Source organism: Streptomyces sp. NPDC050528, from assembly GCF_044457795.1.
Taxonomy (GTDB): Bacteria; Actinomycetota; Actinomycetes; order Streptomycetales; family Streptomycetaceae; genus Streptomyces.
On record NZ_JBITHH010000001.1, the window covers coordinates 1,329,980 to 1,355,527 of the forward strand.

The window sequence follows — 25,548 nt, forward strand, 5'->3', positions numbered from 1 at the left end:
CTCCGGGTCAGACTCCACGCCGAGTCGTCGTCGACCATCCCCCTGAAGCCGCTCACGCGCTCACCTCCCGGCAGGCCCGGTAGAAGTCCTTCCAGCCGTCGCGTTCGCGGACGACCGCCTCCAGGTACTCCTGCCAGATGACCCGGTCGGCCGCCGGATCGCGGACGACGGCGCCGAGGATGCCCGCGGCGACATCGCTGGGCCGCAGCAGTCCGTCGCCGAAGTGGGCTGCCAGGGCAAGGCCGTTGGTGACGACGGAGATCGCCTCGGCCGTCGACAGCGTGCCGCTGGGCGACTTGAGCTTGGTCCGCCCGTCGGCCGTGATCCCGTCGCGCAGTTCGCGGAAGACGGTCACCACGCGGCGGATCTCGTCGACGCCCTCGGGTACGGCGGGCAGGTCGAGGGAACGGCCGATCTGGTCGACGCGCCGGGCGACGATCTCGACCTCGGCGTCCGCGCTCTCCGGCAACGGCAGCACCACCGTGTTGAAACGGCGGCGCAGCGCGCTGGAGAGGTCGTTGACCCCACGGTCGCGGTCATTGGCGGTGGCGATGAGATTGAAGCCGCGGACGGCCTGCACCTCCTGCCCCAACTCCGGTATGGGCAGCGTCTTCTCGGACAGGATCGTGATGAGCGAGTCCTGTACGTCGGCCGGGATACGGGTCAACTCCTCGACCCGCGCGGTCATCCCCTCCGCCATGGCCCGCATGACGGGGCTGGGCACGAGGGCGTCGCGGCTCGGGCCGTTGGCGAGCAGCTGCGCGTAGTTCCAGCCGTAGCGGATCGCCTCCTCCGGGGTGCCGGCGGTGCCCTGCACGATCAGCGTCGAGTCACCGCTGACCGCTGCCGCGAGGTGTTCGGACACCCAGGTCTTCGCGGTGCCGGGTACCCCGAGCAGGAGCAGGGCCCGGTCGGTGGCGAGAGTGGTGACGGCGACCTCGACGATGCGGCGCGGGCCGACGTACTTCGGCGTGATCACCGTGCCGTCCGGCAGCACGCCGCCGAGCAGATACGTGGCGACGGCCCACGGCGACATCTTCCAGCGGACCGGACGCGGCCGGTCGTCCTGCGCCGCCAGCGCGGCGAGTTCATCGGCGAAGGCGTCCTCGGCGTGCGGCCGCAACGCCTCGTTCGACGGCTTCTCGTTCGCTTGCTCGGGCGTGGTCTCTACGGACACAGTCATGGCTGAGGCCCCCTCCAGCTCGGCCGGTTCGGATCTGGTGTCCACCGTGCACCACGCCACTGACAACGCGATGTGACCTGCGGAAACGCGTTCACAGGCTGCTCGCGGAACCGCCCGCACTCCGACCCACCGGATCACCCGCAGCCCGGCCACGGCCCGCTCGCGGACCGATTGTCAGTGGTGGGATCTACCTTCGATGACATGACTCAGCAGGGGGTGCGCTGGACGGCTGATCAGGTGCTGGCACTGGCGCCTGACGCAGCGTCACGCAAAGCGGGAAGCAAGCTCGGGGCGGCGGGGCCGTGGTCCGAGGCGGGGAGTTCTGACGAGGGGACGGTGTGGGGGCTGTGCAAGGGCAGTGGCAGCAAGCCGTATCAGACGGTCGTCGACATCGCGGACACCGCGGGACCGGCGTACAAGTGCAGTTGTCCGAGCCGCAAGTTCCCGTGCAAACACGCGCTGGGACTGCTGCTGTTGTGGGCGGGCGAGGACGGAGCGGTGCCGTCGGGGCAGGCGCCGGACTGGGCCGAGGAGTGGCTGGCGGGGCGGCGGAAGCGGACGGAGGAGAAGCGGGCGGCGGGGGCGTCCGGTTCCCAGGCCGCCGCTGATCCGGAGGCCGCGCGGCGCCGGGCGGAGCGCCGGGCCGAGCGGATCACCGCGGGCGTGGGCGAGTTGGAGCAGCGGCTGACGGACCTGCTGCGCACCGGCCTGGCCTCGGCGGAACAGGCGGGGTACGCGCTGTGGGAGGAGACCGCGGCCCGCATGGTCGACGCGCAGGCCCCCGGACTGGCCGCGCGCGCACGGGAGTTGGGGGCGATCCCGTCGTCCGGTCCCGGGTGGCCGGTGCGGCTGCTGGAGGAGTGCGCGCTGCTCCACCTCCTCGACCAGTCCTGGCTGCGCCGCGAGCGACTGCCCGACGACCTGGCGGCGACGGTCCGCTCCCGCATCGGCCTGTCCGCCTCGCCGGACGGCCCGCCCCTGCGCGACCACTGGCTGGTCCTCGCCCAGTACGACACGACGGACCCGAAACTGACGACCCGAAGAATCTGGCTGTACGGCACGGACTCGCGCCGCACGTCCCTCCTCCTCTCCTACGGCGCCGGAGGCCGCGCCCCCGAGTTGGCGCTGCCGATGGGGCTCACCCTGGACGCGGAGGTGTCCGCGTTCCCGGGTGCCGGGCAACTCCGAGCGGCCCTGGGTGAGCAGTTCGCGGCGCCCTCGCCTACGACGGCACGGCCGCGCGGGGTGACGACAACTCAGGCCACCGTCCATTACGGCGAAGCCCTACGGCACGACCCCTGGCTGGATTCCGTCCCGGTGACGCTGGACCGGGTCGTCCCCACCCCGGACGGCGACTCCTGGCAACTGGCGGACGCCGACGCGGACTTGGCGCTGCCGCTCACGTCCAGCGCCCGTTCCCGCCCCGGCCTGTGGCGGCTCGTCGCGCTCTCCGGCGGCGCCCCGGTGAAGGTCTTCGGCGAGTTGGGCCATCGCGGCTTCACCCCGCTGACGGCCTGGCCGGAGGGTGCGGGAGAGCCGGTGTCCCTGTGCTGAACCCCACCCCTCAGACACCCCGACGGAAAGGCACGGCATGAACAGCACCTCTTCTCCGGCGCCCCCTGCGGGCGACTGGGAGGAACTCGTCACCACGGCCCTGCTCGGCACGGATCGGCGTACACCTCCGGGGCACGCGCCGGGCCAGGACGCCCCCGTGGCCCTCCTGGACGCGGCGGCCGTGGAGACCGTACGGCGGCGGGCCGGGCTGACTCCGGCGCCGGCGGCCGAGCGTCCGGAACCGGCCGGGCCCGACGCGCGTCCCGCGTTGCCCGCCGCGGCGGCGCGCAGGCTGGCGATGCTGCTGTCCGACCGTCCGAATACGGGCGGTGGGGGCCGTAGGGGCACCTCGCCGGATCTCATGGAGTTGCTGCCCCAGTGGCTGACCGCGGCCAACGCGCGTGGATTCGCCGCGCCCGTCCAGGCGTTGCCCGCGCTGCTGGACGCGGCCCGGGGGCGGACGGATCTGCGGCCGGCGGCGCTGGAATTCGCGGGCCCGCGCGCGTTGTGGCTGGCCCGGCTGAACCCGGACTGGCGGTTCGCCCTGCGCGCGACACCGGGCGGCGGCACGGCCCTGCCGGACCTCGACGCCCCGGACCAGGTCCAACTGCTGTGGCAGGAGGGTCTGTTCGCCGAACGGGTCGCCCTGCTCGCGGCGATACGCGCGCAACGGCCCGCAGCCGCACGCGAGTTGCTCGTCACGACGTGGGCGACGGAACGGGCGGAGGACCGGCTGATGTTTCTCGACTCGCTGCGGATGCAACTCTCCGCCGAGGACGAGCCGTTCCTGGAGCAGGCGTTGGCCGACCGGAGCCGGAACGTCCGTGCTACGGCAGCCGAGTTGCTGTCCGCGCTACCGGACTCGGCGCTCGCCTCGCGGATGGCGGTCCGGGCGTCGGCCTGCGTGGCCGTCGACCGTACGCGCGAGGAACCGGGCCTGGTGGTCGAGGCTCCGCACGAGTGCGACTCGGGCATGGAGCGGGACGGTGTGGTCGCCAAGGCTCCGGCGGGGCGGGGTGAACGCTCGTGGTGGTTCGGTCAGTTGGTGGAGGCGACGCCGCTCGCGACCTGGGAGCGGCGGCTCGGCGGCCGTACGCCCGCCGAGATCGTGGCGCTCCCGGTGGCGGACGACTGGCGGAGCGAGCTGCACGCCGCGTGGTGCCGGGCGGCGGTACGGCAGCGGAACCCCGAGTGGTCCCGGGCGCTGCTCGGGACTCCGTCGGCGCCCGAGGCGGGCGGGCCCGGGGCCGTGTCGCTGGCCGAGCGCGCCAAGCTGCTCAGCACGCTCGGCGGGGGCGAACGGGCGGACTGGGTCGCCGGGTTCATCGCGGCGCAGGGGTTGTCCGAGGCGTTTCAGCTGCTCGGGGTGTGTGCCGTGCCGTGGGCTGCGCCGCTTGGGCGGGCTGTCGTGGACGCGCTCAACATCGCGCGGGACGCGGGGAGTTATCCGTGGAGTTTCAGTGGGGTGATGGGGCTGGCCGAGCGGTGTCTCGATCCGGCGGAGGCGGGTCGGCTGGACGGGTTGCTGGCGGTGCCGGACGAGACGGAGGACTCGGCGCCGGGGGCCGGGGGCTATTGGGCGGAGGCGTTTCAGCGGCTGGTTACTACGTTGCGGTTGCGCGCGGCGATGGCGGAGGAGCTGGGGGCGCCGTAGAAATGGCGGGAGTTGGAGGCGCCGTAGAAGCTTGGGGGCTGCGCCCCCAAACCCCCCTTCGGCCTGAACGGCCTCGTCCTCAAACGCCGGACGGGCTGGAAATGCCGGCCTGCGCTGACAAGCGAACCCCGGAGGAGCTGGAAACACCGGCCCGCGCCGAAAAGCGAACCTCGCACGAGCTGGATGATGCCGGCCTGCGCCGAGACGCGAACCCCCACTCGCCGAAGACCAGGCCGAAGAGTCACCGGCGCCAAGAAGCCAAGCCTCGTCCGCCGAAGGCCCTACGCCCCCGCCGGCTGCCTCACGTTCTCCCGCACCCAGTCCACGATCGCCTGCGTCGTCGCCCCCGGCGTGAAGATCTCCGCGACCCCCTTCTCCTTGAGGGGCGCGATGTCCGCCTCGGGGATGATGCCGCCGCCGAAGACGAGGATGTCCTCGGCCTCGCGCTGCTTGAGGAGGTCGATCACCGCGGCGAAGAGGGTGTTGTGGGCGCCGGAGAGGATGGAGAGGCCGATCGCGTCGGCGTCCTCCTGGATCGCGGTGTCGACGATCTGCTCGGGGGTCTGGTGGAGGCCGGTGTAGATGACCTCCATGCCGGCGTCGCGCAGCGCCCGCGCGATCACCTTGGCCCCGCGATCGTGGCCGTCGAGCCCCGGCTTGGCCACCACCACGCGGATCGGACCGGCTGCCACACCCATCACTGCCTCCATGAAGCGACTGCGTTCATCCCTACCCACGGGTACCGCGGTACCCGCATCAGTGCGGGAAGTGAACGAACGTTATCTCCAGCATCCCGCAACCGGCAGTTTCGCGGCGGATACCGAGGGGGAAATCACACGATGGGACACGTTCACCGCGCAGCGTTCCAGCGGGAACAAGCGCACCGGGAGCCGCAACGAGGTCGCCGTACCACCGCGCCGCAGGCCGCGCGGCGCGATGGTACGGCGCATCGGCGCAGGCACGAAGGGCACGCAGGGCAGGTACGGCACGACAGCGGGAAGCTCGTCGCCAGACCGACAGGGCTCCTCGGTACGTCGACGGCGTCGGTCACGCCGTACGCCGCGCTCACCCCACGCATACCCTTCGCGCACCGTCGGTGACCCTCGCCGTGGCCTCCCACGAGGGCACACGGGGGACGGAGCTGTCGTTCCGTGTGCCGACAGGAGGTCGGCCATGAAGGTCACCGGGGCTTCAGTGCCCTTTCTCCCCCTCTGTCAGCGCCTCCTGCCCAGCAGGCTGGCGGGCCTCTCGATGACCCTCCTGAAAGCGACCGCCCTGGAGATCGTGATCCTCGCGGGCCACCTTCTCCTCTATCCCTCCGGCATCACCCAGGAACGCCGGGAACCCCTGCCCGAGCTGCCCTCCCCCAAGGACGCGACGCAGCTGCCGACCGAGGCGAAGCCGCCGGTGGTGCTGTTGCACGGGTTCATCGACAACCGCTCGGTCTTCGTGCTGCTGCGCCGATCCCTGGCCCAGCACGGCCGCCGGCAGGTCGAATCGCTGAACTACTCACCGCTGACCTGCGACATCCGCACCGCCGCCGAGCTGCTCGGCCGGCACATCGAGGAGATCTGCGAGCGCACGGGCAGCAAGGAGGTCGACATCGTCGGGCACAGCCTCGGCGGGCTGATCGCGCGGTACTACGTGCAGCGGCTCGGCGGCGACCTGCGGGTCCGCACGCTGGTGACGCTCGGCACCCCGCACTCCGGTACGGCCGTCGTCCCGCTGGCCAACGCCCACCCGATCGTCCGCCAGATGCGGCCCGACTCCCCGGTGATCGAGGAACTGACCCGGCCCGCGCCCGGCTGCCGTACGCACTTCGTCAGTTTCTGGAGCGATCTCGACCACCTGATGGAGCCGCTGGAGACGGCCTGCGTCGACCACCCCGACCTGATCGCCCAGAACGTCCAGGTCAGCGGTATCGGCCATCTCGCCCTGCCGGTCCACCCGGCCGTCGCGACCGGCATCCGCCAGGCCCTCGACTCCCCGCTGCCACAAGCCCCGGCCGCGACCCGCGCCGACAGCCACAGCGGCGCCCGCACGGGCACCCACGCCGGCGGCCTGACAGTGGCCTGACCGGGTACCGACAGCGGGCGCACAGCCTCCCGAAGATCGAACGCTAATCGAACCCACGGCCAAACCCGTGCCCGTCGTCCCCCGAAACACGGCCGAATGCCCGTTTCCTGCTGACGCGAAACCTGACGAAGATTGTCGTGCCCGCATACTGCCGGGTACAGTCCACCGCACTGCTCTGGCAGCCCCTGTTGTCGAGGCGAATAGAGAAGTTGGTGAACGATCGTCACCCGTCGGGGACCATGACCACCCCGGCCCCGGCTTCCGATGCCGCCCAGGCGCACTACGCGTCGTACGGCGGGCAGGACGCCCAGTACGGTGACTTCACCACGTACGGCGACCACACCGCCACGGGTTTTCATCCGGGCGCGGACATCGGCCAGGCCACCGCGAGCTTCGCCACCGACCCCCTCTTCGGCGACATGTCGGGCCACGGCCACGCCCAGGACACCGGGTCGCACGCCACCGGCGCCTACGACTCCTCCGCCTGGTCCACGGGTGCCCAACACACCCTGAACTACGACCCGTACGCGGCCCAGCACCACGCCGCCTTCGACACGGGCGCCTACGAGACCACCGCCTGGTCGGCCGACTACCAGCAGTTGTCCGCCATCCCGCCGCAGACCGGTGCCCCCGACGTCAGCGGCCAGTGGGACGCCAACGCCTGGCTCCAGCCCGACACTTCGGCCCATCACCCCGCCCCCGCCGACCAGACCCAGCAGTGGGAGTGGGGCACGCAGGCCTTCGACACCGGCGCGTACGACGCCACGCAGTGGAACGCCGACGGCACCGCCGCCGACGCGACCACCACCTTCGAGCAGGCGTCGTACGACGGGACGCACGAGGGCACATACGAGAGCACGTATGACGAACCCGCCCCGGAAGACGGCGAGTTGACCGGCGGTTTGACCGCCACCGGCGAGCTGCCCGTCCTCGACGAGGCCGAGCCGGAGACGGAGGGGTCCTCGTCGTACCCCGAACTCCTCGAAGACCAGGAGGAGTTCACCCCGGCCGCCGCCCCGGCCGGCTCGCGCGCCGCGGCCCGCAACGGGAGCCGTTCCCGCCGCCGTACGCCCCCGAAGCGCTCGGCGCTGATGACCATCGCCGTGCCGTCCGCGTGTGTGATGGGGGTCGCCGGGATCGCCGCCGCGTCCGTCGGCACGCTGACCGGCGGCAGTGACACGACGGCCTCCGCGTCCGACGCGACCTCGGTCAAGCCGTCCGTCGCGAACAACAAGCTGGACGCCCAGATCAAGAGCCTGTCGGCCGGTGCCGACGACTTCGCCGACCGGGCCAGCCGGACGCAGGAACGTATCGACCTCAAGGCCCAGCAGGAGGCCGACAAGAAGAAGGCCGCCGCGGAGGCGGCCCGCAAGGAGCGGCTGCGCCCCAAGTACGTGCTGCCGGTGACGCAGAAGGGCCTCAGCGCCTACTTCGGCCAGGCCGGCGTCAACTGGATGTCCGTGCACACGGGCATCGACTTCCCGGTCTCGTACGGCACGACGGTGATGGCCGCGACCGACGGCGTCGTCAGCACGAAGTGGAACAGCGCCTACGGCAACATGCTGATCCTCACGGAGAAGGACGGCACGCAGACCTGGTACTGCCACCTCTCCAGCTACCGGGTCGCCTCCGGTACGACGGTGAAGGCCGGCGACGCGATCGCGTACTCCGGGAACTCCGGCAACTCCACCGGCCCGCACCTGCACTTCGAGGTGCGCCCGGCGGGCGGGGCGGCGATCGACCCGCTCCCGTGGCTCCGCAGCCACGGCCTCGACCCGACGTAAGCCGCCGCCCCAACTCCCTTACGGGCAGCCCCCTTAAGGCCCCTAGGTCCTAGGGGCAACTCCCTTACGCGCTACAGCTTTTCCACCGGCGCGTACCGCAGCAGCAGCCGCTTCGGCTTGGGCTCCCCGAAGTCGACCGTCGCCTCCGCGTTCGCCCCCGTGCCGTTCACGCCGACCACCGTGCCGAGGCCGAACTGGTCGTGCGTGACCCGGTCGCCGACGGCCAGCGCCACGACCGGCTTCTCCGAGGTCCTGCGGGTGGCGAAGCCCGAGGCACCCGACGCCGAGGAGCGCGAGCGGGTCGAGGACAGCGAGGACGCGATGCCCGAGGCCGGACCCGTCGACGGCGGAGCCGCCATCGCGCCGGTCCGCTTCCACTCCACGTGCGCCGCCGGGATCTCCTCCAGGAAGCGGGAGGGCGGGTTGTACGAGGGCTGGCCCCACGCGCTGCGCAGCGACGAGCGGGTCAGGTAAAGGCGTTCACGCGCGCGCGTGATGCCCACGTACGCGAGGCGCCGCTCCTCCTCCAGCTCCTTGGCCTGGCCGAGGGCGCGCATGTGCGGGAAGACTCCGTCCTCCATGCCGGTGAGGAAGACGACCGGGAATTCGAGGCCCTTGGCGGTGTGCAGGGTCATCAGCGTGATGACTCCGGAGCCGTCCTCGTCCTCGTCGGGGATCTGGTCGGAGTCGGCGACGAGCGCCACCCGCTCCAGGAACGCGGCGAGCCCGACCGGCGTCTCGCTCTCCCCGTCACTGTTCTCCTGCTCGAACTCAAGCGCTACGGCGGCGAGTTCCTGGAGGTTCTCGATGCGGGTCTCGTCCTGCGGGTCGGTCGAGGCCTGCAACTCGGCGAGGTAGCCGGTGCGTTCGAGGATGGCCTCCAGGACCGTCGCCGGGCCCGCGCCGGAGTCGACGATCGTCCGGAGGTCCTCCATCAGCGTGTTGAACTTCTTGACCGCGTTCGACGACCGCGCGGCCATGCCGTAGGCCTCGTCGACGCGCTTCAACGCCTGCGGGAAGCTGATCTTCTCGCGCTGCGAGAGGGCGTCGATCATCGCCTCGGCGCGCTCGCCGATGCCGCGCTTGGGGACGTTGAGGATGCGGCGCAGCGGGACCGCGTCCTCCGGGTTGGCCAGGACGCGCAGGTAGGCCAGGACGTCCCGGACCTCCTTGCGCTCGTAGAAGCGGACGCCGCCGACGACCTTGTAGGGCAGGCCGACGCGGATGAAGATCTCCTCGAAGACACGGGACTGCGCGTTCGTCCGGTAGAAGACGGCGACGTCCCCGGCCTTCGCCTCGCCCGCGTCGGTGAGACGGTCTATCTCCTCGGCGACGAACTGCGCCTCGTCGTGCTCGGTGTCCGCGACATAGCCGGTGATCTGCGCGCCCGCGCCCGCGTTGGTCCACAGGTTCTTGGGGCGGCGGGACTCGTTGCGCTCGATGACCGCGTTGGCGGCGCTCAGGATCGTCTGCGTGGAGCGGTAGTTCTGCTCCAGGAGGATCGTCGTCGCGTTCGGGTAGTCCTCCTCGAACTGGAGGATGTTGCGGATCGTCGCGCCCCGGAAGGCGTAGATCGACTGGTCGGCGTCACCCACGACGCACAACTCGGCCGGGGGCAGGTCGTGTTCGCTCGGCGGGACGTCGACGGGGTGCTCGGAGGTGCCGACCAGCTCGCGCACCAGCGCGTACTGCGCGTGGTTGGTGTCCTGGTACTCGTCGACCATGACGTGCCGGAAGCGGCGGCGGTAGTGCTCGGCGACGTCCGGGAAGGCGCGCAGCAGGTTGACCGTCGTCATGATCAGGTCGTCGAAGTCGAGGGCGTTGGCCTCGCGCAGCCGCGACTGGTACATCGCGTAGGCCTGGGCGACGGTCTTCTCGAAACCGTCGGCGGCCTGGGCGGCGAAGTCCTCCTCGTCGATCAGCTCGTTCTTCAGGTTCGAGATCTTGGCGCTGAAGGACTTCGGGGGGAAGCGCTTCGGGTCGAGGTCCAGGTCGCGGCAGACCAGGGCCATGAGGCGCTTGGAGTCGGCGGCGTCGTAGATCGAGAACGAGGACGTGAAGCCGAGCTTCTTCGACTCGCGGCGCAGGATGCGGACGCACGCGCTGTGGAAGGTCATCACCCACATCGCGTTGGCGCGCGGGCCGACGAGCTGCTCGACGCGCTCCTTCATCTCGCCCGCGGCCTTGTTGGTGAAGGTGATCGCGAGGATCTGCCCGGGGTGCACGTTGCGCTCGCCGAGGAGGTAGGCGATGCGGTGGGTGAGCACGCGGGTCTTGCCGGAGCCGGCTCCGGCCACGATGAGCAGCGGGGTGTCGGAGTGGACGACGGCCGCGCGCTGGTTCTCGTTCAGCCCGTCGAGCAGTGCCGCCGGGTCGACCACCGGGCGCGGGGCGCCGTCCCGGTAGTGGGCGTCTCTGCTCGCGGGCACGTCGAACTTCCCGCCGAACAGGTCGTCCGGAATCGGCTCCGGTCCGTGCTCGTCCTCGGGCGGTGGCGGGGGCTCTCCCTCGTGGGCACGGGGGCCCTGGAGATCCGCCAGGAAGCTGTCGTCAAAGAGGCTGCTCATCGCCTTCCGAGTTTAGGGCGCCCCACTGACAACCGACTGCCACCCCGAGAACTCGGGAAAATTCACGGTCCAGAACCGGTCGGTCACGACCAGCGACGACCGATCCCCCGCATGGCCAAGCTCACGGACGCGTACCGGGCATATCGACTATCAACCTTCACACAAGCCACACGAATTGGTTAGCGTTCGATCAAGCCGTACGGCCCCGCCGACCTGGGGTGCGTCGGTCCAACTCCCTTTCCGGGCACGGACCGTAGGGCAACCACGGCCCGTAGGACAGCAACGGCCCACAGGACAGCGGTCGTAGGGCACCCATCTGGAAGGAGTCGCCTCCTTTGGCGTCGTCGCACCGCAAGCCGCGTTCCGCGGGCAAGCGCATCGCAGGCATATGGATCCCCGCCGCCGACGACGGCAACTCGGGCCTCGGAGAGGTCGAGAGGAAGATCGACGACCTCTACCGGCGGGCGGAGTCGGCGACCGAGAAGTACAACGCGGCCAAGGAGAGGGCGACCAGGCAGCGCAAGCGCTACCGCATCGGGCCCTCCGCCCCGGACGCCTCGACCTTCCAGCTCGCGGACACCCCGCACGACCACTTCGACCAGGCCCAGCTGATGAGCCGGCTGCCCGTGCGCCGGAGGGACGCGGGCAACGCGTACGCCCCCGAGCAGTCGGCGGCCGGGCAGAAGCAGTGGGACGCGGCCGAGAACCCTCGGACCCCCGACGCCACGCAGAGCGATCTGGGCACGGCCAAGGCCACCGTCCAGAAGAAGCTCGCCACCGCACGCGAGCTGCTGTCCCGACTGACCGCGCAGAACGCGCAGAAGCAGCAGCAGGCGGATACGGCAAAGAGCACTCCGTCCGACTCCTCGTACGCCACGAAGGCCGCCAAGGCCATCGCCTTCGCCCGCGCCCAGGTCGGCAAACCGTACGTCTGGGGTGCCGCCGGCCCCGGCTCCTACGACTGCTCGGGCCTCACCCAGGCCGCCTGGAGGGCCGCCGGAGTCACCCTCCCGCGCGCGACCAGCGACCAGGCGAACGCCGGCACGACGGTCCCCCTGGCCGACGCGCAACCCGGTGACCTGGTCTTCTTCCACGCCGACAGCAGCCACGTCGGTGTCTACGTAGGCGACGGCATGATGATCCACGCTCCGAAGCCCGGCACTTACGTCCGCGAGGAGTCGGTCCACTCCGACGACTCGGCGATCGTCCACAGCGTGGTGCGGCCGGCCTGAGCGGGTTCTCGGCACGCACACACGCGTGCAGGTGTTTTTGAGCTCCACGCGTGCGTGGCCCGTCGTCGGCACCGGGGCCGCTCCCTAGCATCGGCCCATGTCCGCTACCGGTATGTCCCGCTTCCGCGCCTGGTGGTCCCAGCGGCCGGTGGCGGCCGGAACCGCCGTGATGGCCGCCGCGATCGTGTCGCTCGGCCTGCACCTCGTCGACCACGAGGTGCTGTCCCGCGTCTTCCTCGCCCTGGCCTGCGCCGCCTGGCTGGCCCTGGCCACGGACTTCGTCGTACGGCTGCTGCGGGACCGTGAGCGGTGGCTCGCGGAGGCGGCGACCCCGGCCGGGCTGACCGCCGTGGCCGCGACCACGGTGCTCGGCACCCGCTTCTCGGCGGCCGGCTGGCAGACCCTCGCCGAGGCGCTGCTGGCCCTGTCCGCCGTGCTGTGGCCGGGGCTGCTGGTCGATGTCGTACGGCACTGGAAGCGCGGGACGGCGGGCGCGGTGTTCCTCGTCTGCGTGGCCACGCAGGGCCTCGCCGTACTGTGCGCCACGCTCGCGGCGGCCGAGTCGACGGCGTGGCTCGCGCACACCGCGCTGGTGCTGTTCTGGCTGGGACTGGTCCTCTACGGGGTCGCGCTGGCCCACTTCGATCCGCGGCAGGTGCACACGGGCGCCGGGGACCACTGGGTGGTGGGCGGCGCGCTCGCGATCTCGGCGCTGGCCGGGTCGAAGCTGATCGCGGCGGACGGCGCGCGGCCGTATCTGTGGAACTCCGACGACCGGGGCGTCCTGCGCGCGGTGACGGAGGCGCTGCTGGTGCTCGTCCTGGCCCTGTACGTCGTCCTGGCGGTCGCGGAGGTCGTCCGGCCCCGGCCGCGCTACGACGTGCGGCGCTGGGCGACCGTGTTCCCGCTGGGGATGACGGCGGTGGCCGTGCTCTCCGTGGGGACCGCCCTGGACGTCTCGTGGCTCAGGACGCCCGGGCAGGTGCTGGTGTGGATCGCGGTGGCGGGCTGGCTGGTCGTCGCGGTCGGGGCCGTGCGCTTCTACGCGGGACCCGAGGCCGGAATCACGTCCACAGGACCGCGATGAAGATGTTCACCATGGTCAGCCCGCCGACCAGCGCGAACTGGCTCTTGTCGACCGTCTCCTCGTCCCGCTTCACATAGACGAGCCCGAGGATCACGATCAGCAGCGCGAGCTTGATGCCGATCTTGATGTTGTTGACGTGCTGATCGTCGGCCTGGTTGAGGCCGACCAGGATCGCGCCGGTGACCAGCATGGTCAGCGCGCCGTGCAGCATGCCGGGGACGAAGCGGGCGGTGCCCTGGCCCATCGCCTTCATCTGGGTGAGGAAACCGCCGAGCAGCGCGGCGATGCCGATGATGTGCAGGCCGACGAAGAGATGGATGAGTACGTCCATGGGGCCGGAGCCTAATCAGGGGCTCGGGGACCGTCCGACACCGCCCCTCCGTAGCGGCCTGCATGACCTTGCATATATGCGGCCCATAGCACCGCGCCGTCCCGCCCCGCGCCGGAACCGCCGCTTCGGTCAGCGCTCCGTGCGAAGGCGGCGGCCCCGGACCGGGATCACCGTCACTTGCGGTCAATTGCCGATCACCTCATGTCAGTTGCGGACATGCGTTACCGGGCCGTCACCGTCAGGTTTAGCGTCCTCCACCAGGTGACCGGCTCCCCACCGCCGCCCGGACCAGGGGCGGCAGTCGGACACCACCGCCGAGAAGGTCCGGCGGCGGCCCGCTCCCCCTGTGCGGGCCGCCGCCGGACGCGCAATCGCCCGCTCCCCCGGCGGTCGTACGAAAGGACGTGCAGTCCACGTGGCAGCGCACCGCAAGCCCCGACAGCGCTCGCTCAGCGGCAATACGGCCCGCACCGCCGCCACGATCGCCCTCGCGGGCGCGGCGACGGCGACAGGCTTCGACGGGACCTCGCACGCCGAGCCACAGCTGACACCTACGCAGGTCAAGGCCAAGGTGGACAAGCTGTACCAGGAGGCGGAGGTCGCGACCGAGAAGTACGACGGCGCGAAGGAGAAGGCGGACGCGGCGGAGAAGCAGCTGAACACCCTGCGGGACGAGGCGGCCCGCAAGACGGAGAAGCTCAACTCGGCCCGGGACGCGCTGGGTTATGTCGCCGCCGCCCAGTACCGCAGCGGCGGGATGGACCCCGCGGTGCAGCTCATGCTCTCCAGCAACCCCGAACGGTATCTGGACAGCGCCGAGTTCGCCGACCGGGTCGGCCACCGGCAGACGGCGGCCGTGGAACTCGTACGCCAACAGCTGCGCGAGATCGAGCAGTTGCGCGGCGCCGCACACATCGAGCTGACCTCGCTGAAGTCCCGGCAGGCCGAGCTCGGCAGGCAGAAGAAGACGATCAACGGCAAGCTGGACCAGGCCCGACGGCTGCTGTCCACCCTGCCCCCGCAGCAGCGGGCGCAGGTCGGCGAGGCGGGTGGCACCGGCCGCGCGTCACGGTCGTCGAGCACGGCTCGGGGCGCGCTGGCCGCGCCCGGTTCCTCCGCCGCTACGGCCGACGCCCCCAACTCCCGTGCGGCGGCGGCCGTTTCCTACGCCTACCAGAAGCTCGGCAGCCCCTACGTCTGGGGCGCGACGGGCCCCAACGCCTTCGACTGCTCGGGCCTCGTCCAGGCAGCGTACAACTCCGCCGGTGTCTCCCTGCCGCGCACGACCTACGCCCAGATCAACGCCGGCCAGCGGGTCTCCCGGTCCGAACTGCGCCCGGGCGACCTGGTGTTCTTCTACTCGGGCATCAGTCACGTCGGCATCTACGTCGGCGACGGCCAGATGATCCACGCCCCGAACCCGACCGCTCCGGTGCGACTGGCGCCGATCGACCAGATGCCGTTCGCGGGGGCGACACGGGTGGTGTGAATCCCCGGGGTGTCCCCCAGGGGTCCAGGTGAACTCCCTTACGGGATATGGCCCTTACGGGTCACACCAGTCGGCGTGCCGTCGCCCACCGGGTCAGCTCGTGCCGGTTCGACAGCTGGAGCTTCCGCAGCACCGCCGAGACATGGGACTCGACCGTCTTCACCGAGATGAACAGCTGCTTGGCGATCTCCTTGTACGCGTACCCACGTGCGATGAGGCGGAGCACCTCGCGCTCGCGCTGGGTGAGGCGGTCGAGGTCCTCGTCGACCGGCGGGGCGTCGGTCGACGCGAAGGCGTCGAGGACGAAGCCGGCCAGCCTCGGGGAGAAGACGGCGTCGCCCTCCTGGACCCGGAAGATGGAGTTGACGAGGTCCGTGCCGGTGATCGTCTTGGTGACGTAGCCGCGCGCACCGCCGCGGATCACGCCGATCACGTCCTCCGCCGCGTCCGACACGGACAGGGCGAGGAAGCGGACGGGCTGCTCGGCGTCGCTCATCAACGGGGCGCAGCGGCGCAGGACTTCGACCCCGCCGCCGCCCGGGAGGTGGACGTCGAGGAGGACCACCTCGGGGCGGGTCGCGGTGATGACCGTGACCGCCTGGTCGACGTCCGCGGCCTCGCCGACCACCTCGACGCCGGTCTCGTCGGTGCGGCCGATCTCGGCCTGGACCCCCGTACGGAACATGCGGTGGTCGTCGACGAGGACCACGCGCACGTGACGCCCGCCCGCGCTCCCGCCGGTCGGCTCCGCCGGTTCGTTCGTCTCGGTCGCGTCGCTCATGACGTCTTCTCCGCCCTCTCCATCTCCAGCTCGACCTCGGTGCCGCCGTCCGGCACCGCGCGCAGTCGGGCCGTACCGCCGTGGCGCTCCATACGGCCGATGATCGATTCTCTGACGCCCATCCGGTCGTCGGGTATCGAGTCGAGGTCGAAGCCCGGTCCGCGGTCACGGACGGACACGAAGACCTTCTTCCCCTCCACCTCGGCGTAGACCTGTACGGCGCCGCCCTCGCCACCGTACTTGGCCGCGTTGACCATAGCTTCGCGCGCGGCCTGCATCTGGGCGCCGATTCCGTCGTCGAGCGGGCAGTCGCCGACGACGACGACCTCGATGGGGACGCCGTGCTTGTCCTCGACCTCGGCCGCGCTGCGGCGCACCGCCTCGGCGAGGGTGTCGGGTTCGTCGGCCTCGTCCTTGCCGGTGCCCTCCGGTTTGTAGAGCCAGGCGCGCAGGTCGCGCTCCTGGGCGCGGGCCAGGCGCCGCACCTCGTTCGGGCTCTCCGCGTTGCGCTGGATCAGGGTCAGGGTGTGCAGCACGGAGTCGTGGACATGGGCGGCGACCTCGGCGCGCTCCTGGGCGCGGATGCGCATCAGGCGCTCCTCGGAGAGGTCCTGGGTCATCCGCACGAGGTACGGGCCGGCGAGCAGCGTGATGCCGACGAGGACCGCGAGGGCGGCCTGAAGAACCGAGCCGAGGTGATCGGCGGAGCCCTGGAGCACGAAGATCGCGGTGGCACCGGCCGTGACCAGCAGGACGCCGCCGCCCGCGCGCAGCAGGCTGAGCGTACGGCGGCGGCTGCCGACCTCGGCCCAGCGGGCGCGGCGCGCGTTGTCCGCCTGGCGCCAGACGAGGGCGACGCCCGCGCCGACGAGGACGGTCGGGAAGAGATAGGCCTTGGCGCCATTGCCCAGGTTCACATTGCCGACGAAGACCAGCGCCACGACGACCATGAGGAGCAGGGCGACGATCTGGCCCTTGTCCGGCTTGCGGGCGACGAGCCTGCGGCGGCCGTCCGGCGAGGTCTCGGTGGAAACGAGCGACGGCGGCCGCTGACCGGCGACCCCGCCGACGCCCAGCGGCACGAAGAACCAGAACGAGGCGTACAACAACGCGCCGAGTCCGTCCGCGAGGAACAGCCCCACGAACACCAGCCGCACCCAGATCACCGGCAGCCCGAGATGCCCGGCGAGCCCCCGCGCCACACCACCGAGCCAGCGACCGTCACTGCTGCGGTAGAGCTTGCGCGGCGGCCGCGGGTCCTCGACGGGCAATGCTGCGGCTTCCGGCATGCCACCGATGTTCACACGCCCCGCCGCCCGAGGCATCAGGGTCGACCCCCGAGACTCCCCTGATCTTCGAATACGACGCGCTCGGTCCGCGAAAACGGCGTGCTGCGGGGGTTCTGACGGGTTGCCGGAAGGTGGAGCGGGTGGCAGCGGTCCGTGGGTCGGTGGTGGCGGCGGCTGCGGCTGCGGCTGCGGCTGCGGCTGCGGCTGCGGGTGATCTGAGCGCCGCCGGCACCCGAGCCGGCACCCGAGCCGATCGCCGTGTCGGTCGCGGTGTCGGTCGCAGTGTCCGCTGCGGTGACACGGGAGCCCGGCGGGCGACCGGCCGCCCTCGACAACCGCGCCCGCCCGGCGGACAGCTCGCGGTACGGCCGGCCCGCCCGCGCACACCCAAGCCCCTCGGCCTCGAACACTCCCCCGGTCCGGGTCAGGGCGGATTTCAGGGTTGGGCCAGGGTCGTCCCGACTGCCATCCGCGCCTCGCGGCGGGCAGCATGGACCCATGACAGATCACGAGCGCGCCGCGACGGGTCCGGGACCCGGCTCCGGCCCACGTCCGCGAGCGGGCGGCGGGCCGCAGGACGCCGTGCCCGGCGCGGGTGCCGCCTCTTCGCCGGGTGCCGTGCCCGGCGGCGGCACCGCGGCCGCGGCACCGCACCGGTTCCGGCGGGACCGGCGGTTCAAGGTGCTCGCGGGGGTGTGCTCGGGGCTGGGTCGGCAGTGCGACATGGACCCGGTGATCTTCCGGATCACGCTCGCCGTACTCTCGGCGACGGGCGGCATCGGCCTCATCTTCTACGGCTTCGCCTGGCTCTTCGTCCCGTACGACGACGAGGAGGAGAACGAGGTCCGCAAGCTCTTCACCGGCCGCGTGGACGGCCAGGCCCTGGCGGCCGTGCTGTTCGCGCTGGTCGGTTGCGGAGTGTTCCTGTCGATGCTGAGCAACGCCAGTGTGCTGACCTTCGCCGTCGTCCTCTCCCTGCTGCTGGCGGGCGCGGGGTACTGGTCGCGGCAGCGCGGCGCCCCCGACCCCGATCCGCTGGCCGCGCAGGCTGTCGCCGACGCCCCGCCGGAGGCCCAGGCGCCGCCGGTGCCCGCCTCGTATCCCTCCTGGTGGCGTGATCCGATCGTCAAGGACGGCACGCACGTCGGTGGCACCGGTTATCTGTGGGGCCCCGGCGACTCCCGCGACCGTGACATCGCGGACGTGATCGACATCAGGCTCGACCCCGCCTATCCGCACTGGCGCGAGGATCAGCGCATCCCGCGCCCGGCATCCGCGAAGCCGCGCGGCCCGCGCTGGATCGGCGGCTGGGTCTTCCTCCTCGCCCTGTTCGCGGGGGGCTTCGGCACCGCCGCCAAGTGGGACGACCAGGCTCTCGGCACCAGCCTCCAGGCGGGCCTGGCCTGTGCGCTCGTCGTCTTCGGTCTGGGGATCGCGGTCAGCGCGTTCCTCGGGCGTACGGGAGCGGGCTCGGTGTTCCTCGCGATCGTCACGGCCGGCCTGCTCGCCGCCTCGGCGGCCCTGCCCAAGGACCTCACCACCCATTGGGAACGGGTCAGTTGGCAGCCGACGGCGGTGACGCAGGTGCAGAAGAAGTACGACTTGGGGAACGGGGTGGGGACACTCGACCTGAGCGGACTGCGGTTGACCAAGGGGCAGACGGTCGCGACGGACGCCGAGGTGGGCGTCGGGCAGCTCAAGGTGATCGTGCCGTCGGACGTGACGGTGCGGCTGAATGTGGACGTGGGCGTCGGGGACATCCAGTTGCCCGGTGACGACAAGAAGGACGTGGACGTGGAGCCGGGCAAGCACAAGCAGGTCACCCTGACCCCGGCGACGGGCGTCAAGAGCACCGGCACGCTGGACCTGGATCTCCGGGTCGACGTCGGACAGGCGGAGGTCAGCCGTGCTGCGTCATGAGTTCCAGCCCGGAAAGCTGGTCGCCGGTCTCTTCCTCGCCGCCGCGGGCGTGCTCTACGCCGGGGACGCGGGCGGGCTGTGGGTGACCGAGTGGTTCGCGGTGATCCCGCTGGTCACGGTCGGCCTGGTGCTGGCCGGTGTGGTGGCGGGCGTCAACGGCGCGATCCGCCGACGCCGAGGGGCCGGTCGCGGGAACACGGCCGACCCCGGTCCGGACATATCCGGCTGAAGATCGTCTACGGGCGGGCCTGGCAGCTCGCCCGGTCTCGGGAGCTAGCGGTAGCCCCCGGTCCGTTGCCGTCGCCTCCCGCGGATCACCGCGTCCAGGGAGAACATGGAGGCGCCGGCGAGGACGAGGGGCAGCCAGGCCATCAGATAGGCGAGGTCGTTGCCGTAGTAGTACGGGTCGTTGGCCCAGCTGATGGTCAGCCACAGGCTGAGCGAGATCAGCGCGCCGCCGAGTGCGGCGAGGCGGGCCAGCAGGCCGATCAACGTGCCGATGCCGACGGCGAGTTCACCGAAGGCGATGGCGTAGCCGAAGCCGACGGGGTTCTTCAGGGCCAGGTCCACCAGGGCCGGGATCGCCGCCGAGTCGCGGACCGCGCGCATCGTCTCGCCGATCGAGCCGGCACCGGAGGACTTCATGAAGGCGCTGTCGGTGAGTTTGTCCAGGCCTGCATAGATGAAGGTGACGCCGAGGAACACGCGCAGTGGGAGCAGGGCGTAACGGGTGGCGGTGTCCCGCCAGCCCCGGTCGCCGTCGAGGTACGGGGTTTGCGTATCCATTCGAGTGCCGTGAGTCATCGCCCTTAGCCGCCTCTCGCCCGCTGTGCCGTGACCCCTCAACAGACCATACGTACGAATAGGGGGACTCGCTCAACCATGCTTCAACCAGTTTTCGCGACTTTGACACGGCTCGTGCGGTGGTCGCCCCGTCGGGGGCGTCAGTCCGTGACGTCGACGACGCAGGCGTTCGTCTCCACGCCCGCCGCCGTCACGACCTGCACTTCCACGCGTCCGGGCTCGACGTCGACCGGGACCGGGACGGTCAGGAGGGTGTCCGTCGGGTTGGAGAAGCCGCCGGTGACCGGGACCAGCGGGACGTGGACGTTGACCGGGCCGATGCGCACGACCATGCGGGAGAGGCGGTCGGCGGTCTGGGCGCCCGGGGGCACGAAGCCGGCGCCGCGGATCTCGATGTCGTCGCCGGTGCGGATGGGGGCGTCGAGGTCGCCCGCCTCGCGGGAGCGCACCACCGAGAGGATGACCGGACGGCCGCCCTCCGCGTACTTGCCGGCCAGGTATGTCGCCGCCGAGATCAGCACGACCACCGCCAACCCCCAGGGCAGGTCGGGCAGTTGGTCGGGGCGGCGGGCCAGGCGTACGGCGACGAAGACGAGGGCCACGGCGCTGATCGCGACGTACTGGATGTCGGCGAAGGTGCCGCGGCCGGAGTCGTCGGTGAGGAGGTCGGCGGCGCGGGGGCGGTCGGCGGGGAGTTTCTGGAGGCGCTGGCCCAGCACGCGCAGGCCCACGACCCGGCGGACGAGCACGGCGATCGCGCAGACCACGGCGAGGACGGTCACCACCCCGGCGCCGCGGGCGAGTTCGAGGCCGGAGATGAGGGCGTCGCGCTCGGCGTGGTCGGAGGCGGCGGCGAGCCGGCCGGCCAGGACCAGCACCGCGTACGCCACGAACAGCACCCAGGACACGGCCACGGCACGTGAGGTCGACAGCCGGTTGTCCTCACCGATGACCGGGGCCAGCGCCCCACCGCGCGCCCGGTGGAACCAGGAGGCCGCGGTCAGCGCGCCGGCGATCACGAGCGCGGCCAGCAGTCCGGCCGTGCGGGCCGCCGTCCAGCCCGCGCCGATCGCGGTGAGCGCCTGCACCAGGAGCAGCACGACGAAGGCGCCCCACACCGCGAAGGCCGTGCGGTGCCACAGGCGGGCCAGCCAGGCGCCGCCCTCGGCGCGGCCGCGTTCGGCGACGACGTCGGCGGACTGGGTCAGTTCGTCCGAGACCCACTGCCGGGAGGCGGAGACCGAGTGCGCCACCGCCGCGGGCAGCCCCTCCCCCGCGGCGAACCCGTCCCGCTTGACGAGGAACGCGGCGACCGCGCGCCGGTGCCCCTCGCGTGCTCCGTGCGGGCAGTCCCCGCAGGTGCAGCCGCCTCCGTGGGCACCGACGTGCTCGCCGCCCTGTCTCGCCTCCTGCACCGCCACGCCCGACGCCTGCCTTCCCCATGCCCCGCGGCCCGCGACCCCGGGCCCTCGTGTTCGGCGGCCGGCTCCGAAGCCTTTGGCCACCGCCTTGCAACTCCCGTACGACAACAGCGGATTGTGCCCTACGGGACACGGCCCGCGTCCGGCAGGTCTGGTCAGCGCGGGTGAAGTGGGCGCCGCCGTGTTGACCCGGCTGCGAGAATTTCCCCATGGCCGAGATCATCCAGCGCGACGGGACCTGGGCCTTCGACGGCACAACGGTCCGTATCACGCCGGGACTTCACCGCTCCGTGCCACTGTTCCGGCAGACGTACGGGGAGATCGCCGTGCCCCTCGAAGCCGTCGCGGGCGTCGTCTACGAACCCGAACGCAAGCGTGGCCGACTCCGGCTGAGACTCCGCGAGGGCGCCGACCCGCTGCTCCAGGCGACCGGCGGACGGCTGCCGGACGCGGCGGATCCGTACCGGCTGATGGTGGACATCGACCGGTCCGGGGTCGCCGAGTACGTGGCGGAGGAGATCCGGCACGGGCTGCTCCTCGACCAGATCCCCAAGGACCCGACCAAGGCGTATCTCCTGCCTGGCCCGCCGGTGCCGGTGTCGGTGCGTTCGTCCGACGGCACGGTGTCCTTCGACGGCGCCCAGGTGCGCATCGACTGGGCCGACACCTCGGAGCGCGTCAAGCGGGCGACCGGGCCGCGCATCATCGCCGTGGGCGATCTCGTCCAGGTGGAGTGGCTGCCCAACTCCGGGTACGAGGACGGGTTCATGCGGTTCGTGACCCACGAGACGGTGTTCTCGAAACTGCCGCCGGAGAAGGACCCGTACGCCCTCGATCTGTGGGGCAGCACCCGCCGGGATCTGCTCACGGCGCTGGTCGCGACGGCGGTGACCGCGCGGCTGCCGCATCCGTCGGCGCGCGGCGAGGAGGACGGCGGGTTCAGGGACCGTCCGCAGCGGGCGGCGAGCGTCCCGCCCCCGGCCGACCATCACGACGTACTCCTGCGCAGGCTGCGGGAGTTGGGGGAGCTGCACCGGGAAGGGGTGCTCACGGACGAGGAGTTCACGATGACCAAGGCGGCGGTGCTGCGGGGTTTTCGATAAGGGCCTCAGCTGAGGAGGTCCGGTTCGGTGCGGCTGATGTCCTGCCACAGGGGCTGGTAGTTGATCCATGCGACGAGGTCGCCGCCGGTCTGTTCGCGGGTGGCGACGGCGAGTTTGTGGTCGATGAGGAGGGGTCTGCCGGCCGCTTTCGCGAGGAGCTGGACCTGGCAGGAGCGTTCCATGGACAGGAACCACCAGGCCGCCGCGTCCACCGAGTCGCCCACGGTGAGCAGGCCGTGGTTGCGCAGCACGAGCGCCTTGCGGGAGCCGAGGCCGGCGGCGATCCGCTTGCCCTCCTCGGCGTCGACGGAGACACCGCTGTAAGCGTCGTAGAGCGCGTGGTCCTCGTAGAAGGCGCAGCTCTCCTGGCTGATCGGGTCGAGGAAGTCGCCGAGGGCGGAGAGCGCGCGGCCGTGCACGGAGTGGCAGTGCGCGACCGAGACGACGTCCGGGCGGGCCGCGTGGACCTGGGAGTGCACGGTGAACGCGGCCTGGTTGACGTGATGGCGGCCCTGGAGGACCTGGCCGTCCGAGTTGGCCAGCACCAGATCGCTGACGGTGACGTGCCGGAAGGGCATCCCGAAGGGGTTGACCCAGAAGCAGTCGCTGAACTCGGGGTCGCGGGCGGTGATGTGCCCCGAGACCCCGTCCTCGAAGCCGTACCGGCCGAACAGGCGCAGGGCGCCCGCGAGCCGTTCCTTGCGGTGCCGGCGTTCGTCCTCGACCGACTCGTGCATCGGCGGCATGGCGAACTGCAGCCGGTCGGTGGGCAGGGGGGAGGGCGGCGTCGGCCCGTGCATCGGTCCTCCAGCACTGGGTTCCTGGTTACCGGCGGAAGTTACCGTCAGTGAGGCGAAAAGGGCAGTGGTGTTCTGTAAAGATGCGGCACCAAGCGTGCCCGGCGTCCGCCAATCCGGACAGTGGATGTCGGGTATCGGCGGGACAGTGACCGTATGACATCGAACTGGGCGGTATTCGTCGCCGCCGAACCCGACCTCGCCGCGACCGTCGAAGAGCGCTTCGGTGCCTTCACGCACCACGTCCTCGCGACCCTGCGCAAGGACGGGTCGCCGCGGACGAGTGGGCTCGAAGTGCGTTTCCTGGACGGGGAGTTGTGGTTCGGGATGATGCCCGACTCGTTGAAGGCGCTGGATCTGCGACGGGATCCGCGGTTCGCGCTGCAGGCGAACCCGGGGGCCGGTACGGAGATGGGCGGCGGGGATGTTCGGGTCGGCGGGCGGGCGGTGGAGGTCACCGATGCCGGGGTGAAGGGGGCGTACAGCAAAGAGGTGGAACCGCCGGAGCCGTTCCACCTCTTCCGCACCGAGGTGACGGAGGTCGTGCGGACCTATGTCGAGGACGAGACGTATCTCGTCACTCAGGTCTGGCACCCCGGAGAGGCGGTGCGCACTCTCCGGAGACGGTGACGGTGACCGTGGGGACTACTCCCACTCGATGGTCCCCGGCGGCTTCGACGTGACGTCGAGGACGACCCGGTTGACGTCGGCGACCTCGTTCGTGATGCGGGTGGAGATCTTCGCGAGGACCTCGTACGGCAGGCGCGACCAGTCGGCCGTCATGGCGTCCTCGCTCGACACCGGGCGCAGGACGATCGGGTGGCCGTAGGTGCGGCCGTCGCCCTGGACGCCGACGCTGCGGACGTCCGCGAGGAGGACCACCGGGCACTGCCAGATGTCGCGGTCGAGGCCGGCCGCGGTCAGTTCCTCGCGGGCGATGGCGTCGGCCTCGCGGAGGAGGTCGAGGCGGTCCTTGGTGACCTCGCCGACGATACGGATGCCGAGGCCGGGGCCGGGGAAGGGCTGGCGCTGGACGATCTCGTCCGGCAGGCCCAGCTCCTGGCCGACCATCCGGACCTCGTCCTTGAACAGCTTGCGCAGCGGCTCGACGAGCTGGAATTCCAGGTCCTCGGGCAGGCCGCCCACGTTGTGGTGGGACTTGATGTTGGCGGTGCCGGTGCCGCCGCCGGACTCGACGACGTCCGGGTAGAGCGTGCCCTGCACCAGGAACGCGACCTCGGGGCCCTCGTCCGCGATGATCTCGGCCTGCGCCTGCTCGAAGACGCGGATGAACTCGCGGCCGATGATCTTCCGCTTCTGCTCCGGGTCGGAGACCCCGGCGAGCGCGGTGAGGAAGCGCTCCTCCGCGTCGACGACGACCAGCTTGACGCCGGTCGCGGCCACGAAGTCCTTCTCGACCTGTTCGGTCTCGCCCTTGCGCATCAGGCCGTGGTCGACGTAGACGCAGGTCAGCTGGTCGCCGATGGCGCGCGCGACGAGGGCGGCCGCTACGGCGGAGTCGACGCCGCCGGACAGACCGCAGATGGCGCGCTTGTCGCCGACCTGCTCGCGGATGAGGGCGACCTGCTCGTCGATGACGTTGCCGGTCGTCCAGTTCGGGGTGAGGCCCGCGCCGCGGTACAGGAAGTGCTCCAGGACCTGCTGGCCGTGCGTGGAGTGCATGACCTCGGGGTGGTACTGGACGCCGTAGAGCTTCTTCTCGTCGTTCTCGAAGGCGGCGACCGGGACAACGTCCGTGGACGCGGTGACCGTGAAGCCCTCGGGGGCGGCGGAGCAGGCGTCGCCGTGCGACATCCACACCGACTGCTCGGCGGGGGTGCCCTCGAAGAGGGTGGAGGACGACTTGGAGACGTGCAGTTCCGTACGGCCGTACTCACGGGCGCCCGTGTTGTCGACGGTGCCGCCGAGGGCGGTGGCCATCAGCTGGAAGCCGTAGCACATGCCGAAGACGGGGACGCCGGCGTCGAAGAGTTCGCGGTCCAGGCGGGGGGCGCCCTCCGCGTACACGGACGAGGGGCCGCCGGAGAGGATGATCGCCGCGGGGTTCTTGGCGAGCATCTCCGCGACCGGCATGGTGCTCGGCACGATCTCGCTGTAGACCCGGGCCTCGCGGACGCGGCGGGCGATGAGCTGGGCGTACTGCGCGCCGAAGTCGACGACCAGGACGGTGTCGGGGGCGGGGGTCGCTGACACGGGAGCGGGGCCTTCCGGCGGTGGGGCAGGGGGTCTGGGTACCGATTCTAACGGGGTTCGGGTGGGATACCTGGTCGTCCCCGGGGGCTCCTCCCCCGGACCCCCGCTTCGGCCCTGAACGGGCCTCGTCCTCAAACGCCGGACGGGCTGGATGTGACCGACGCCGCTTGGAAAGGCGCCCCGGGTCCGTGCATACTGACCCCATGCTCACGCACTCGACCTCCCTCTTTACCTATGGCAACCGGCCCGCCGGCTGCCATGG

Annotated in this window: 21 protein-coding genes; 11 read left to right on the forward strand and 10 right to left on the reverse strand. The window is 71.3% G+C overall.

The features are described 5' to 3' along the window. Positions 1-52 precede the first annotated feature (52 nt). The gene (locus ACIBK4_RS06180; protein ID WP_398992555.1) at positions 53-1,183 is read right to left on the reverse strand and encodes an AAA family ATPase; all 1,131 of its coding nucleotides are present in this window, start codon (positions 1,181-1,183) and stop codon (positions 53-55) included. Positions 1,184-1,384: 201 nt separating this feature from the next. On the opposite strand from ACIBK4_RS06180, the gene ACIBK4_RS06185 reads away from it, so the two are divergent. Together ACIBK4_RS06185 and ACIBK4_RS06190 are read left to right on the forward strand one after the other, a co-directional pair. Further along, a complete protein-coding gene (locus tag ACIBK4_RS06185; RefSeq protein ID WP_398992557.1) occupies positions 1,385-2,737 on the forward strand; it encodes an SWIM zinc finger family protein in 1,353 nt (450 codons plus the stop codon). A 37-nt stretch (positions 2,738-2,774) separates the two neighbouring features. Then, the gene (locus tag ACIBK4_RS06190) at positions 2,775-4,391 is read left to right on the forward strand and encodes a DUF5691 domain-containing protein (RefSeq protein WP_398992559.1); all 1,617 of its coding nucleotides are present in this window, start codon (positions 2,775-2,777) and stop codon (positions 4,389-4,391) included. Positions 4,392-4,672: 281 nt separating this feature from the next. Here the strand turns inward: ACIBK4_RS06190 and ACIBK4_RS06195 are convergent, their stop codons facing one another. Beyond that, positions 4,673-5,089, reverse strand: coding sequence for a cobalamin B12-binding domain-containing protein (locus ACIBK4_RS06195; RefSeq protein WP_033280095.1), 417 nt, complete (start codon positions 5,087-5,089; stop codon positions 4,673-4,675). A 475-nt stretch (positions 5,090-5,564) separates the two neighbouring features. Here ACIBK4_RS06195 and ACIBK4_RS06200 point away from each other — a divergent pair, with 475 nt between their 5' ends. Further along, a complete protein-coding gene (locus ACIBK4_RS06200) occupies positions 5,565-6,467 on the forward strand; it encodes an esterase/lipase family protein (protein WP_398992561.1) in 903 nt (300 codons plus the stop codon). A 239-nt stretch (positions 6,468-6,706) separates the two neighbouring features. After that, complete coding sequence (locus tag ACIBK4_RS06205) at positions 6,707-8,251, forward strand: peptidoglycan DD-metalloendopeptidase family protein (protein ID WP_398992985.1); 1,545 nt, start codon at positions 6,707-6,709, stop codon at positions 8,249-8,251. 71 nt (positions 8,252-8,322) lie between these two features. Here the strand turns inward: ACIBK4_RS06205 and pcrA are convergent, their stop codons facing one another. After that, a complete protein-coding gene (gene pcrA / locus ACIBK4_RS06210) occupies positions 8,323-10,818 on the reverse strand; it encodes a DNA helicase PcrA (protein ID WP_398992563.1) in 2,496 nt (831 codons plus the stop codon). A gap of 335 nt (positions 10,819-11,153) precedes the next feature. Here pcrA and ACIBK4_RS06215 point away from each other — a divergent pair, with 335 nt between their 5' ends. Beyond that, positions 11,154-12,050, forward strand: coding sequence for a C40 family peptidase (locus tag ACIBK4_RS06215; RefSeq protein ID WP_398992565.1), 897 nt, complete (start codon positions 11,154-11,156; stop codon positions 12,048-12,050). A 97-nt stretch (positions 12,051-12,147) separates the two neighbouring features. Continuing rightward, complete coding sequence (locus ACIBK4_RS06220; RefSeq protein ID WP_398992567.1) at positions 12,148-13,137, forward strand: tellurite resistance/C4-dicarboxylate transporter family protein; 990 nt, start codon at positions 12,148-12,150, stop codon at positions 13,135-13,137. Here ACIBK4_RS06220 and ACIBK4_RS06225 read toward each other — a convergent pair. Beyond that, a complete protein-coding gene (locus ACIBK4_RS06225; RefSeq protein ID WP_019055618.1) occupies positions 13,115-13,468 on the reverse strand; it encodes a hypothetical protein in 354 nt (117 codons plus the stop codon). The two genes, ACIBK4_RS06220 and ACIBK4_RS06225, sit on opposite strands and share 23 nt — an antisense overlap. 415 nt (positions 13,469-13,883) lie before the next feature. On the opposite strand from ACIBK4_RS06225, the gene ACIBK4_RS06230 reads away from it, so the two are divergent. Continuing rightward, positions 13,884-14,957: an NlpC/P60 family protein gene (locus ACIBK4_RS06230; protein ID WP_398992570.1), complete on the forward strand. Its 1,074-nt coding sequence runs from the start codon at positions 13,884-13,886 to the stop codon at positions 14,955-14,957. Between the two features lie 61 nt (positions 14,958-15,018). On the opposite strand, the gene ACIBK4_RS06235 is transcribed toward ACIBK4_RS06230, so the two are convergent. Beyond that, positions 15,019-15,738 (reverse strand): response regulator transcription factor, encoded by a 720-nt coding sequence (locus ACIBK4_RS06235; RefSeq protein ID WP_318018293.1) that lies wholly within the window; start codon positions 15,736-15,738, stop codon positions 15,019-15,021. Next, positions 15,735-17,027: a PspC domain-containing protein gene (locus ACIBK4_RS06240; protein WP_398992572.1), complete on the reverse strand. Its 1,293-nt coding sequence runs from the start codon at positions 17,025-17,027 to the stop codon at positions 15,735-15,737. Before ACIBK4_RS06240 ends, ACIBK4_RS06235 begins: the two co-directional genes overlap by 4 nt. A gap of 498 nt (positions 17,028-17,525) precedes the next feature. On the opposite strand from ACIBK4_RS06240, the gene ACIBK4_RS06245 reads away from it, so the two are divergent. Both ACIBK4_RS06245 and ACIBK4_RS06250 read left to right on the forward strand, forming a co-directional pair. After that, complete coding sequence (locus ACIBK4_RS06245) at positions 17,526-18,947, forward strand: PspC domain-containing protein (protein WP_398992574.1); 1,422 nt, start codon at positions 17,526-17,528, stop codon at positions 18,945-18,947. Then, complete coding sequence (locus ACIBK4_RS06250; protein WP_366431121.1) at positions 18,934-19,176, forward strand: hypothetical protein; 243 nt, start codon at positions 18,934-18,936, stop codon at positions 19,174-19,176. Before ACIBK4_RS06245 ends, ACIBK4_RS06250 begins: the two co-directional genes overlap by 14 nt. A 44-nt stretch (positions 19,177-19,220) precedes the next feature. On the opposite strand, the gene ACIBK4_RS06255 is transcribed toward ACIBK4_RS06250, so the two are convergent. Both ACIBK4_RS06255 and ACIBK4_RS06260 read right to left on the reverse strand, forming a co-directional pair. Beyond that, positions 19,221-19,751 (reverse strand): DoxX family protein, encoded by a 531-nt coding sequence (locus tag ACIBK4_RS06255; protein WP_398992576.1) that lies wholly within the window; start codon positions 19,749-19,751, stop codon positions 19,221-19,223. 140 nt (positions 19,752-19,891) lie between these two features. Continuing rightward, positions 19,892-21,172 carry a hypothetical protein gene (locus ACIBK4_RS06260; RefSeq protein ID WP_398992578.1) on the reverse strand — a complete coding sequence of 427 codons (1,281 nt, stop codon included), beginning with the start codon at positions 21,170-21,172 and terminating at the stop codon, positions 19,892-19,894. A gap of 209 nt (positions 21,173-21,381) precedes the next feature. Here ACIBK4_RS06260 and ACIBK4_RS06265 point away from each other — a divergent pair, with 209 nt between their 5' ends. After that, a complete protein-coding gene (locus ACIBK4_RS06265) occupies positions 21,382-22,275 on the forward strand; it encodes a DUF4429 domain-containing protein (RefSeq protein ID WP_398992580.1) in 894 nt (297 codons plus the stop codon). Positions 22,276-22,280: 5 nt separating this feature from the next. On the opposite strand, the gene ACIBK4_RS06270 is transcribed toward ACIBK4_RS06265, so the two are convergent. Further along, complete coding sequence (locus tag ACIBK4_RS06270; protein ID WP_398992582.1) at positions 22,281-23,075, reverse strand: class II aldolase/adducin family protein; 795 nt, start codon at positions 23,073-23,075, stop codon at positions 22,281-22,283. 153 nt (positions 23,076-23,228) lie between these two features. On the opposite strand from ACIBK4_RS06270, the gene ACIBK4_RS06275 reads away from it, so the two are divergent. Beyond that, positions 23,229-23,702, forward strand: a complete 474-nt coding sequence (locus ACIBK4_RS06275; RefSeq protein WP_398992584.1) for a pyridoxamine 5'-phosphate oxidase family protein — start codon at positions 23,229-23,231, stop codon at positions 23,700-23,702. A 15-nt stretch (positions 23,703-23,717) separates the two neighbouring features. Here ACIBK4_RS06275 and guaA read toward each other — a convergent pair whose 3' ends face one another. Then, on the reverse strand, positions 23,718-25,286 hold the full coding sequence (gene guaA, locus ACIBK4_RS06280; protein WP_398992586.1) for a glutamine-hydrolyzing GMP synthase: 1,569 nt from the start codon (positions 25,284-25,286) through the stop codon (positions 23,718-23,720). Positions 25,287-25,548: the final 262 nt, after the last annotated feature.